Source organism: Ensifer sp. KUDG1, from assembly GCF_050434285.1.
Classification (GTDB): Bacteria; Pseudomonadota; Alphaproteobacteria; order Rhizobiales; family Rhizobiaceae; genus Ensifer.
This window is the reverse complement of sequence record NZ_JBNDIG010000002.1, coordinates 307968-320111: the sequence shown is the minus strand read 5'-3', so window position 1 is coordinate 320111 and position 12144 is coordinate 307968. Positions and strand designations below refer to the sequence as shown.

General features: G+C 66.2%; 11 protein-coding genes. 3 read left to right on the top strand and 8 right to left on the bottom strand.

What is annotated here, in order from left to right; all coding sequences use genetic code 11:
* Positions 1-449: 449 nt before the first annotated feature.
* The 8 genes from M2267_RS07005 to M2267_RS06970 all read right to left on the bottom strand — a co-directional run bounded on the left by M2267_RS07005 (position 450) and on the right by M2267_RS06970 (position 8905).
* Complete coding sequence (locus M2267_RS07005) at positions 450-2141, bottom strand: methyl-accepting chemotaxis protein (RefSeq protein WP_429113502.1); 1692 nt, start codon at positions 2139-2141, stop codon at positions 450-452.
* Between the two features lie 160 nt (positions 2142-2301).
* Positions 2302-2811, bottom strand: coding sequence for a metal-dependent hydrolase (locus tag M2267_RS07000; protein ID WP_429113501.1), 510 nt, complete (start codon positions 2809-2811; stop codon positions 2302-2304).
* Positions 2812-2941: 130 nt separating this feature from the next.
* Entirely contained in the window at positions 2942-3157 is a 216-nt protein-coding gene (locus tag M2267_RS06995; RefSeq protein ID WP_034792977.1) for a hypothetical protein, read from the bottom strand.
* Between the two features lie 137 nt (positions 3158-3294).
* Entirely contained in the window at positions 3295-4209 is a 915-nt protein-coding gene (ubiA, locus tag M2267_RS06990; protein ID WP_429113499.1) for a 4-hydroxybenzoate octaprenyltransferase, read from the bottom strand.
* A 405-nt stretch (positions 4210-4614) separates the two neighbouring features.
* Complete coding sequence (locus tag M2267_RS06985; RefSeq protein ID WP_043626719.1) at positions 4615-5277, bottom strand: peroxiredoxin; 663 nt, start codon at positions 5275-5277, stop codon at positions 4615-4617.
* Positions 5278-5614: 337 nt separating this feature from the next.
* Positions 5615-6598, bottom strand: coding sequence for a threo-3-hydroxy-L-aspartate ammonia-lyase (locus tag M2267_RS06980; RefSeq protein ID WP_043626713.1), 984 nt, complete (start codon positions 6596-6598; stop codon positions 5615-5617).
* A gap of 63 nt (positions 6599-6661) precedes the next feature.
* Positions 6662-7249, bottom strand: coding sequence for a hypothetical protein (locus M2267_RS06975; protein ID WP_429113497.1), 588 nt, complete (start codon positions 7247-7249; stop codon positions 6662-6664).
* 126 nt (positions 7250-7375) lie between these two features.
* A complete protein-coding gene (locus M2267_RS06970) occupies positions 7376-8905 on the bottom strand; it encodes a PLP-dependent aminotransferase family protein (protein WP_429113495.1) in 1530 nt (509 codons plus the stop codon).
* A 75-nt stretch (positions 8906-8980) separates the two neighbouring features.
* Here M2267_RS06970 and M2267_RS06965 point away from each other — a divergent pair, with 75 nt between their 5' ends.
* The 3 genes from M2267_RS06965 (at position 8981) to M2267_RS06955 (ending at position 12104) form a co-directional block, all read left to right on the top strand.
* Entirely contained in the window at positions 8981-9604 is a 624-nt protein-coding gene (locus tag M2267_RS06965) for an FMN-binding negative transcriptional regulator (protein WP_429113492.1), read from the top strand.
* A 126-nt stretch (positions 9605-9730) separates the two neighbouring features.
* Positions 9731-10363 carry a LysE family translocator gene (locus M2267_RS06960; RefSeq protein WP_429113489.1) on the top strand — a complete coding sequence of 211 codons (633 nt, stop codon included), beginning with the start codon at positions 9731-9733 and terminating at the stop codon, positions 10361-10363.
* A gap of 154 nt (positions 10364-10517) precedes the next feature.
* Positions 10518-12104, top strand: a complete 1587-nt coding sequence (locus tag M2267_RS06955) for an acetolactate synthase large subunit (protein ID WP_429113487.1) — start codon at positions 10518-10520, stop codon at positions 12102-12104.
* Positions 12105-12144 lie beyond the last annotated feature (40 nt).

Below are 12144 nucleotides of genomic sequence, written 5' to 3'. Positions count from 1 at the left end.
TGTCGTGCTTTAGCGACGCCGAAGCGCGCCGCAACTCTGCAGATTTCCCTTGATGACGAGACCCTGCAGCTCTTCAGAATGCCATGGCGACCCGGCGAGACGCGCGGTCCCCTTGGGCGAATGCGAAGCTTATCAATGCCTTGGGCCCTTGGCCCTGCTCTTCCCCGTGCCGTATCCGGCATCTTCGTTCGTTGGCCGGCAGGATGCATAGAACCGCGGGCTTCGTCAACGTACCAGCGATACCACGCGTTGCACGGACACGTCTGCCGATCGTCGATCACGCAGCAATCCCACGCCGGACTTTGGAGACGACAGTGTCGGAATTCGGTGTGGCGTTCGAGCTCGCGTGCACGGACGGTGCTCAGAAAGGGATGAGGCGGGCCGCACCCCCGACCCGCCTGCCCGCGAACGGCAGGGCGTGATCGCCCCGCGCGTCCCGCTTTGTTGCCTCAGGCGGCGCGCGCGTCGGTCGCGCGGCGACGATCGCCGATGCCGCCCGCAGCCGCTGCCGTGCCGGCCTCGCGCCGCTCGGCACGGCGGTTGAGCTGGAAGCGGTTGACGAGTTCCGTCAGCCGCTGCGCGCCCTCGGCCAGCCGGACGCTGACGTCGGCGGTGCGCTCCACCATGCCTGCATTCTTCTGCGTCATGACGTCGATGTCGTTGACGGCCGCGTTGATTTCGCCGAGGCCTGCCGTCTGCTCGGTCGCGGCCGTTGCGATTGCGGCGATCCGCGTGTCGATCGCAGCGACGAAGTCTTCGATTTCCTTCAGCGCGTTGCCGGTATCGCCGACGAGGCGCACGCCTTCGGCGACCTCGGCAACCGAATTGTGGATCAGCGCCTTGATCTCCTTGGCGGCCTTGGCCGAGCGCTGGGCAAGCTCGCGCACCTCCGAGGCGACGACTGCAAAGCCCTTGCCGGCGTCGCCGGCGCGCGCCGCCTCGACCCCGGCATTGAGCGCCAGGAGGTTGGTCTGGAAGGCGATCTCGTCGATCACGCCGATGATCTGGCTGATCTCCTCGGACGCCGCCTTGATGCGCTGCATCGCCGTCACCGCATCGCGCACGACGCCGGAAGAGCTGTGCGCCGATTGCCGCGCATTCTGCACCAACGCGCGGGTCTGCTGGGTGTTCTCGGTCGAGGTGCGCACCGTCGCCGTCGCCTGTTCCAGTGCCGCCGAGGTCTGCTCCAGCGCTGCCGCCTGCTGGCGGGTGCGGTCGGAAAGATGCTCGGCCGCATCCTTCATCTCGTGGCTGTTGCTGTTGAGGTCGCGGGTCTGGCTGAGCACCGCCGACAGCGTTTCCTGGAACATGCCGATCGAGGTGTTGAAGTCGCGCCGGAGCGTTTCGAGCTCGCCGACGAAGGGCTCGTCCAGCGTCATGCGGATGTTGCACTCGGCAAGGCGGCCGAGCCCGGCGCCGATCTCCTGGACCGCAAGCACGCGATCGGAAACGTCAACGGCGAATTTCACCACCTTCGACACCCGGCCGGCATCGTCGAGGATCGGATTGTAGGACGCCTGGATGAAGACCGTCTTGCCGCCCTTGCCGATGCGCTTGAACTGGTCGGTGACGAAGCGCCCGGCCGCAAGATCGCGCCAGAATCCGGCATAGGCGGGCGAATGGACATCGTCCGGTTCGCAGAACATCGAATGGTGCCGGCCGACGATCTCGGGAAGCGCATAGCCCATGGCCGAAAGGAAGTTTTCGTTGGCGGTGATGATCTCGCCCGAAGGCGTGAATTCGATGATGGCCTGGGCCCGCGACAGGGCGTCGATCTTGCCCTGGTCGTCGGTGCTCTTTGCCTTCGTCGCGGTGATGTCGGTCGCGAACTTCACCACCTTATAGGGTTTGCGGCCGCGGAACACCGGATTGTAGGAGGCCTCGATCCAGATCTCGCGCCCGCCCTTGCCGATGCGCCGGTACTGCTGGCTGTCGTATTGGCCGCGGGCAAGGCGCGCCCAGAAATCGGCGTAGGCGGCGGACGCCGCCTCCTCCGGCTGCACGAACATGCGGTGGTGCCGGCCGACGATCTCGTGGAGATCGTAACCCATCGCGCGGCAGAAATTCTCGTTGGCGGTCAGGATCGTGCCGGAAAGATCGAATTCGATGATCGCCTGCGACCGGTTGATCGCATCGAGCATGGCTTTGGCATCGGACGAAAAAAGAGACGGCAGGCCAGTCATGAGGGCGGGACCTATAGCTAACAAATCGAAAAGGGATACATGCGAATTGTAGCTATTGGTATGATAAATTCCTTAAGCGATTCTTTTCGCGACCCCTAGAATTGCTGTGCTTTTGCCCTCATGCGGTCCCGATTGCGCGCTGCGCCCGAAAATCGCGCGAGGCGAAATGACCGGCCAGCAGCCAGATCAAAACTTCGAGCGCGAAGGTCCAGTGCAGGATGAAGTTCAGGTACCAGGGTTTGTGGACCGCCTGCACATGCACCAGGTTCACCCTGAGATCGGCGAAGGGAAAGAACCAGCGAATATCGGCCGCGATCGAATCCATCACCAGATGCAGGACCACGCTCAAAAGCCCGACGCCGACAAGGACGAGCTGCTTGCGCCGCCTGGTGGCGATGAGAAGCAGCGCGATCGCCGCCGCCAGCGCCAGCCAGAAGATCGGCGTGTGCACCCAGTAGTCGTGATGCGGCGTGCGACGCTGGTCGATCAGGTAGAAATAGGCGAGATCGAAATCCGGCAGGACGGAACAGAGAAGCCCGACACCGAAGATGGCGCGGCGTTGCGAGGGGTTGCGGCGCGCAAACGGGCGGCTCAGCAGATAGCCGGCCGGCAGATGGGCAATGAACAAGTGGGCTTCCTCCCGAAGCGCGTCGACAGCTGCACCCAACAGGCGCAGTGTTGACGCGAACGCCGGAGGATTTGCAACCGAACATGTCGCTTTGATGGCTTCCGCCCACGGCCGTTACAGCCGGCAGGCGCTACCAGTTGCCGGGATCGGCCGTGTGATCGACGCTGGCGAATTCGTCCGCCTTGTCGCGCTCGAGCGTCAGCCTGGTGATGTTCTTCGCCTCGTCGGTGACGGCATAGGAAAGCGGCGCCGGCTCGCGGGTCAGATACTGGTACATCAAAAGGGCGGCCTCCTCGGCGCTATCGGCCTCGAATTCCTTGGCGACGCTGACGAAGAACCTTTGCATGGCCTGCCCTGCCCGTTTGACTGAGCTGAGCGCCCAGATTTGACATCTGGATATGACATGGAGCGCGCGCGCCGGGCGTCAATGCGTCACCGGCCTCATCGTCGACTTCCTATGGCGAGCCGGACGCTCGGCGTCCGTCAAAACGTTCCGGCGAGAGCGGCTGCAGCCAAGAGCACGCCGGTCAGGATATTCGCCAGGAACAGACGATAGCTGAGTTCGGGGCGATCGAGGTCGAAACGCCAGGCCTGCCACGCGAGATGGGCCGCGATCACCACCATGCCGACGGCATAGAGGCTCGACATGCCGAGCATCCAGCCGCCGAGCGACCAGGCGGCGAGCGTCAGGCCGTAGAACAGGGCGATGCAGGCCTTGCCGCGAGCCCCGAACAGGATCGCCGTGGACTTGAGACCGAGGCGCGCGTCGTCGCGCACATCGACATAGGCGTAGGCCGTGTCGTAGCCGATCTGCCACGCAACGGCACCGGCCCACATCAGCACGGCGCCAGCCGGAACATGTCCGGCAACCTGCGACCAGGCCATCAGCATGCCCCAGTTGAAGGCAGCGCCCAGGACCGCCTGGGGCCAGTGGGTGAACCGCTTGCAGAAGGGGTAGAGGAACACGAGCGGCACGACGCACACCGCAAGCACGCGGGTCGCGGGGCTCAGGAACACAAGCAGCGAGGCGGCGAGCGCAAGCTGGACGATCAGGAAGAGAACGGCGCGGGACATGCCTATCTCGCCATTTGCAAGCGGACGGAACCGCGTCCGCTCGACATGCCCGTCGAAATTGCGGTCTGCCATGTCATTGATGGTGGAGCCGGCGCTGCGCATCAGAAACGCGCCGAGCGTGAACACCAGAATATCGCGGATTTCGGGAAGGCCGTGCGCCGCCTGGAAAAGCGCCGCCCAACAGGGAAAGAGCGTCAGCCAGATACCGACCGGCCGGTCGAGCCGCGCAAGGCGGGTATACGGTCGCACCGCCCGCGGCAACCGGCGATCCACCCAGTCACCGCGGTGAATGTCTGTCAGGTCGGGTCGGCTTGCTGCGGTCATGGGGCGGGTCATCCAGTCAGGGGGCGGCGCACTCCGACAGCGACCGCAAACAGCGGCACTATAGGCGTGGGCGTGTTTAGATAAAGGAGGGATTCTGTCGCAGAAGAAACAGGCTTCAGGCGCGAGGTTCACTGCTCCACAGCACCGTGGGCGATGGAAACGGGGCCTATCCAAACGACCCGCTTCCCGCAGGCAAAGAGAAGCAAACCCGGAGGGCACGGCAACGTCCCTTCTCCCCGCATGCGGGGAGAAGGTGCCGACAGGCGGATGAGGAACAGCCCCCCTCACCGCGGGATGAGGGGCAGTCCCCTCGCCGCGGAGTGCGAAGAAACCCCTCACCCCAGCGACGAAGGACGAACCTTCAGCGCGAGCGCTTCCGCCCCCTGGCGAAACCTCAGCCCCGCCTCAGCCCTTCGGCTGCGGCACGATGCGGATATAGGGCTTCGGGGCCTTCCAGCCCTCGGGATAGACCTTGCGGGCATCCTCGTCGCTGACCGAGCCGGCGATGATCACGTCGTCGCCCTGCTGCCAGTTCACCGGCGTCGCCACCTTGTGCTTGGCCGTCAGTTGCAGCGAGTCGATGACGCGCAGCACTTCGTCGAAGTTGCGGCCCGTCGTCATCGGATAGATGAGGATCAGCTTGATCTTCTTGTCGGGGCCGACGACGAAGACGTTACGCACCGTCTGGTTGTCAGCGGGCGTGCGCTTCGTCGGGTCGCCGGAAACCGGCGCCGGCAGCATGCCGTAGAGCTTCGAGACGGTGTAGTCGACGTCGGCGATCATCGGGAAGTTCGGCGCGTGGCCCTGTGTCTCCTCGATATCGGCGGCCCAGCCGGCATGACGGTCGAGCGGATCGACCGAAAGGCCGATGATCTTGACGCCGCGCCGGTCGAATTCCGGCTTGATGCGCGCCATGTAGCCGAGCTCCGTGGTGCAGACGGGCGTAAAATCCTTCGGGTGCGAAAACAGCACCGCCCAGGAGTCGCCGATCCAGTCGTGAAACCGGATCGTGCCGTCGGTCGTCCCGACCTCGAAGTCCGGTGCGAGGTCATTGATTGCAAGCGTCACGATACCCTCCAGTTGTGTATGCACCGCGCCCATCCGGAGCGGTGGCAGCGCTTAGATTTTTGGCAACGCGGCGCGTCCGCCGGGGCGTTGGCTGGTCCGCTGTAAGTCTCCGGTTTCTTCCATTTCCACGCTCCGCCCTGAAATGGCAGGAGGAAATATTTCTTGGAATATCAAATTGTTACAGTAACCGTTGCAAGCCCGTTCGGATGCCCGTCGCAATTGGCGCGACGCCCAGTTTGCCACTTTTGCCGTTTAAGGCAACCGGAAAGACGGGCAATTGCAACGCCCCGCCCATGACACCGCTTGGTTGGTCGTCGGCCATCTATGCGCGGCGGATCTACCGCAGCAGCGCCCCATAGGTGGCCAGATCGACATTGCCGCCGCTGAGGACGATGCCGACGCGCTTGCCGGCGCAGGCAAGCACCCCTTCGAGCACGGCGGCCGCCGCCAGGCAGCCGGTCGGCTCGACCACGATCTTCATCCGCTCGCCGAAGAAACGCATGGTTTCGACCAGCTGTGCGTCGCTCACCGTGACGATGTCGGCGACCGCGCGCTGGATGATTGGAAAGTTGTGGACGCCGATGCTGGGGGTCAGCGCGCCGTCGGCGATCGACTTCGGGATGGCGATTTCGACGATCCGGCCCTGGCGCAGCGACTGCTGGCCGTCGTTGCCGGCCTCGGGCTCGACGCCGACGATGGTCGCGCCGGGCGAGCGCTCCCGGGCGGCGAGTGCCGTCCCGCCAAGCAGCCCGCCGCCGCCGAGTGGCGTGACGATCAGGTCGAGCTCGCCCACCTCCTCGATCAGTTCGAGAATTGCCGTGCCCTGGCCCGCGATCACATCGGGATGGTCGAAGGGCGGGATCAGCACGGCGCCGCGCTCGGCCGCCAGCTTCGCGCTGATCGCCGAGCGGTCTTCCTTGTAGCGGTCGTAGAAGACGACGTCGGCGCCATAGCCGCGCGTGGCCGCCACCTTCATGTCGGGCGCATCCGCGGGCATGACGATCGTCGCTGCCACACCCTGCAGGCGCGCGGCATAGGCGATCGCCTGGGCATGGTTGCCGGAGGAAAAGGCGACGACGCCCTGCCTCGATCCCTTTTCCCTGAGCGCAGCAATGGCGTTATAGGCGCCGCGGAACTTGAAGGCGCCGCCGCGCTGGAAGTTTTCCGCCTTGAAGAACAGCCGGGCGCCGGTGGCGGCGTCCGCCGTGCGCGAGGTCAGGACCGGCGTGCGGTGCGCGACGCCGGCGATGCGGTTTCGGGCCAGCTGCACGTCGTCGAATGTCGGAATACGCACTGCCTCGTCCGCCGCTGAAACTGCCATCGAGTCTCTCCCCTGAGCCTGCTTTCCGAAGGCTAGTAAAGACCGCCATGCAAGGCAAGGACGTCAGCCGCGTCCCCCATTTTTGGACACCTGTCCATCGTGGGCCGGGACCGTGCGATAGTGATCGACGGCGAAGCTGAAGAGCACCTTGAGCATGAAGAGGCCCGAGACCGCCATCATCGCCGGCGTCAGACCGGGCAGAAGCGGCAGGCCGGTAAGGCCGATCGCAAGCAGCAATCCGCCGACGAAGGTCTGCGCGCCCTGCCCCGCCAGCCGGTTGACGAGCGCGGCCGCCGCGATCGTATAGGCCCAGACGACGACCGCCGCCGCGGTCCCGCTGCCGACAAGCAGCGCGACGAGAACGATGTGGAAATGGATGGCGATGAAAACCCAGCGGTTGCGCGGCCGGGCGGCGTAGAAATCATTGGTCGACGGCGTGAAATTGGCGACGCAGCCGGCGGCGATGTCGAGCACGAAAACAAGCGCCAGTGCCGCCCGCCACCAGGCAAGATCGGCAAGCAGCGGCCCCGCCGACAGCGTAAAGACGGCGGCAACGGCGGCACCGAACAGCAGAATGGCGGCGAGATAGGCGACCGGTTGCTCTTCGCCGAAAACGTCGTGCAGGTGGGGATGGATGCGAAGAGATCTCATGGAAATCGCCTGGGCCAACGCGGAACGGCCGCCACTATGAAGGCACGTTGGCCGGGCGCAAGCGGCTAACCGTAACGTACCGCCGCGATGCCAACCCTTACGGGCTCCACATCGCTCGCTCCAAGCCTATGACGGCTTCGCGTCCGCGTTCTCGTTGTCCCAGGGCCGCAACACCTGCGCAAGGGCCGCCACCCCCTTGCCGATCTCCGCTGCCTCCAGGCTCGCATAGCCCATGACGATGCCGGCCCGGTCCGGCCGGTGGCCGGCCTCACCCGCCGCATAGAGCGGCGAAACCGGATAAAGGCCGATGCCAGCCGCGCGTGCCCGCGCGATCAGCGCGTCTTCCTGCGCCTTTTCCAGCTGTTCGAACCAGACGACCACATGCAGGCCGGCATCGGCGCCGGAAATGCTCACCGCGTCGCCGAGTTCCGCCTTGAGCGCCGTCAACAGCGCCTCGCGCCGGCGGCCATTGTTGCGCCGGCTTCGGCGGATGTGGCGCTCATAGGCGCCGCTTGCAATCATCGCCGCCAGTGCCTCCTGCTCGAGGCTTGGCGAATGGCGGTCTATCAGCTGTTTGGCGGCGGCAAAGGCCGGGACTAGCGCCGGCGGCACGACGAGATAGCCAAGCCGCAGCATCGGCGACAGGCTCTTGGAAATCGTGCCGAGATAAAGCACGTTCTCCGCCTGCGCCATGGTCTGAAGCGGCGGGATCGGCCGGATGTCGTAGCGATACTCGCCATCGTAATCGTCTTCGAGCACGTAGGCTCCGGTCCGCCTCGACCACGCCAGAAGCTCCTGCCGCCGCCGCGCCGACAGCACGCTGCCGAGCGGGAACTGATGCGAGGGCGTGACATAGGCGAGCCTGGCGTCCGCCGATTGTTCGAGGATGTCGGTCCGCAGCCCCTCCGCATCGACGGCGACGGGAACCACCTGCGCGCCGGAAGCCGCAAAGACCCGACGCGCCATCACATAGCCCGGATCCTCCATCGCCACCCGGTCGCCGGCGTCGACAAGCACGCGCGCCGCAAGGTCCAGCCCCTGCTGCGAGCCGTTGACGACGATGATCTGATCCGGATCGCAAGTGAGCCCCCGCGCCCGCCAGAGATAGGCCTGCAGCGCTGTGCGCAGGGCAGACGAGCCGGCGGGATGATCATAGGCAAGTCGCGGCTTTCGCCGGCGGAGCGCGGCGTTGACCGCCTGCCGCCACGCATCCTGTGGAAAATCCGCGGCCGACAGGTCGCCATAGCGAAAATCGGCAATCAGCCTCGAAGAAGCCGGCGGCATCCAGGTCGGCCCGTCGCAAAGGGCTGCTCCCAGGCGCGACAGGCGAGCCGCCGCCACACCCTCCTCCCGATGCTTTTGGCGCGCAGGATGCCCGGGGGTGCCCGCCGGGCCAGGCCCCTGCCGGGCCGCAAGCAAGGCGACCCGCGAACGCGCGCCCGGCCGACTTTCCAGATACCCCTCGGACATAAGCTGCTCGTAGGCGGCCGTCACCGTCGTGCGTGAAACGCCGAGTTCGGCGGCGAGCGCCCGCGTCGACGGCAGCAACGCCTCGGCGGCATAGGTGCCATCAAGGATCTGCGCCCTCAGCGCCTCATAGATCCGCCGGGTGGTCCCGATCGTCGCTTCGTCCTTCACCGTCACGAACTGGCCCACGCATTTACACGGAAACTGGATGTTCTGGTCCGTCCAGTTTGCCTCTATCACGGGACGAGCACAAGGAGCGAGATCATGTACACACCGCCCGCCTTCAAGGAAGAAACGCTGAGCGTGTTGCACGACATCATCGAGGCCGCTTCGCTCTCGACCCTCGTCACCGCCACGGCCGATGGATTGCTGGCGACCCCGCTGCCGCTGCTCCTTGTCCGCGACGAGGGGCCGAACGGCACGCTCTACGGCCACGTCGCCCGCGCCAATCCGCAGGGAACGACGCCGGCGATCGGCGCGGCCATGGCGACCTTCATGGGACCGGACGCCTATGTCACGCCCTCCTGGTACGCCTCCAAGCGCGAACACGGCAAGGTCGTGCCCACCTGGAACTATGTTGCCGTGCACGCCTATGGCGCGGCCGAGTTCTTCACCGACGAGGACCGGCTGCTCGACATCGTCACGCGCCTCACCAACCGGCATGAGGCCGGACGGGCCGAACGCTGGCAGGTCGGCGACGCGCCCGCCGCCTACGTCAAGGCGCAGCTTCGCGGCATCATCGGCCTCAGGCTGCCGATCGAGCGTCTCGACGGCAAGCGCAAGCTGAGCCAGAACCGCAGTGCCGAGGACCGCGCCGGCGTCGCAGCCGGGCTTGCGGCCAGCGCCCGCCGCGAGGATCGCCTCGTCGCGGAGGAGATACCGGTCTGACGACGGACGAAGGGGCGGCCGGCGCCTGACCCGGCGGTCCCAGCACTTATGATTTTCCTTCAACTTTCCCGCGCAAGCCCTTACAACGACTCAAGAGGCCACGCAGCAGCAGACGAGGTATACCGCATGCCATCGCTCGACATCCTCCTCACCTTCTTCGTAACCACGGCGATCTTCGCCTATATCCCGGGCCCGGCCATGCTCTACGCCGCCGCGCAGACCGTGGCGCGTGGCCGCTCCGCCGGGCTGATGGCCTCGCTCGGCATCCATCTCGGCTGCTACGTGCACGTCATTGCCGCCGCTGCCGGCCTTTCGATCCTGTTTCATGCGGTTCCGACGCTCTATCTGGCAGTGAAACTTGCGGGCGCCGCCTATCTCGTCTGGCTGGGCTTCACGCTGATGCGCACCAAGGCGACGGGCGACGGCAGCCTGCCCCTGACCGAGGCGAAATCGGCGCGCCGCGCCTTCTTCGAGAGCATCACTGTCGAAGTGCTGAACCCGAAGACTGCGATCTTCTTCGTCGCCTTCCTGCCGCAGTTCACCGATGCGTCTGCCGCCTTCCCGATCTGGGTGCAGTTCCTGCTGCTCGGCGCCCTCGCCAACCTGATGTTCTCCTCGGCCGATATCGTCTGCGTGTTCCTCGCCGGCGCCGTCGTCTCGCGGATGCGTCGCTCCGGCAGGGCGCAGCGCCTGATGCAGCGCGCCGGTGGCACGGTGCTGATCGGGCTTGGCGCCCACCTCGCCTGGCAGCGGACCTGATACCCGACAGGTAAACCGGCCATGCGCTAGCCGACCTGCATTGGCAGGCCGACGTTTGGCCGACTGGTCCTGCGCCGGGCGGCTCGCCATGCCCCGGTTGCACCGGCGCAACTTGCCGCTATCATGCCCTTGAGGGTGATCGAGGGACACGCGCATGGGAGAAGGCGGCCAGGGAATTCGCACCACCGGCGCGGATGTGCTTGTCGATACGCTGCTTGCAAACGGCGTCGACGTCTGCTTCGCCAATCCCGGCACCTCGGAAATGCACTTCGTCGCGGCGCTCGACCGCAAGCCGGAGCTGCGCTGCATCCTGGGCCTCAGCGAAGGCCTCGTCACCGGCGCTGCCGATGGCTATGCGCGCATGGCCGGACGCCCGGCGGCGACCCTTCTGCACACCGGCCCTGGCCTTTCCAACGGCCTTGCCAACCTGCACAACGCTCGCCGGGCCCGGGCGGCTGTGGTCAACATCGTCGGCGACCACGCCTCCCATCACCTCCCGCTCGACGCGCCGCTGACGACCGATATCGAAAGCTTGGCCGCGCCGATGTCGAACTGGGTCCGGCGCGTGCAGGATCCGACCGATGTCGGCCCCACCGTTGCCGCCGCCGTTCAGGCCGCACTGACGCCGCCGGGCGTCGCCACCATGATCCTGCCCGCTGACGCCGCCTGGGGAACGCTTGCCCTTGCCACCCCGCCACAAAAGGCGATCCTTGAAGTCCCGCGCCCGGCCAGCACCGAAACCGTGCGCGAAGTGGCGCGTCTGATACGTTCGAATCCTGCAGGGGTCGCCATGGTCGTCAGTGGCGCCGCGGCGCAGGCCGATGGCCTTGCGGTCGCCGGGCGGATCGCGGCTGCGTGCGGCATCCAGCTTTTCAACGAGGTTCTGGTCGCCCACACCCAGCGCGGCCGCGGACGGGTGGCGCCGGCGCGCATCCCCTACCCGATCGACATGGCGCTCGCCACGCTCAAGGACATCCGCGTTCTCATCCTTGTCGGCGCGCCGGAGCCGGTCGCCTTCTTCGCCTATCCCGGCATGCCGGGCCGACTGGTGCCGGAGGGCTGCACGGTCGCGACCCTTGCCCGCCATGGCGAAGACCTGAAGACGACGCTGGAGGCGCTTGGCGACGAACTCGGCGTCAGCCCGACCGCCCCGCTGCCGGTGGCAGGCAGTCCGACCGACACAGGCGAGCCCTCGGGGACGCTGACCGAAGACGCGATCGCCGTCATCGTCGCCCACAAGGTGCCGGAAGACGCTATCGTCTGCGACGAAGGGGTGACCTCGGCGCGGCGCTTCTTTGCCCTGTCCGCCTTCTCCGCACCGCACGACCTCATCATGCAGACCGGCGGCGCGATCGGCGACGGCATTCCGCTTGCAACCGGCGCGGCCATCGCCTGCCCGGATCGGAAAGTGATCTGCCTGCAGGCCGACGGCAGCGCCATGTACAACATTCAAGGCTTGTGGACCCAGGCGCGCGAAAACCTCGACATCGTCACCGTCATCTTCTCCAACCGCACCTATGCCATCCTGCATGCCGAGATGCGCAATGTCGGCGTCGGGGAGATCGGCACCAATGCGCGGCAGATGCTGAACCTCGACAACCCCGCGCTCGACTGGGTGTCGCTCGCCCGCGGCCTTGGCGTCGAAGCCGCCGTCGCCACCTCCTGCGAAGCCTTCGCCGCGCTCTTTTCCGCAGCCCTGTCGCGGCGCGGACCGTTCCTGATCGAGGCGCGCCTGGCGTGAGTTTTCGCGCCCGTTTCGATGGCGACCGGCGCGCGAGCTC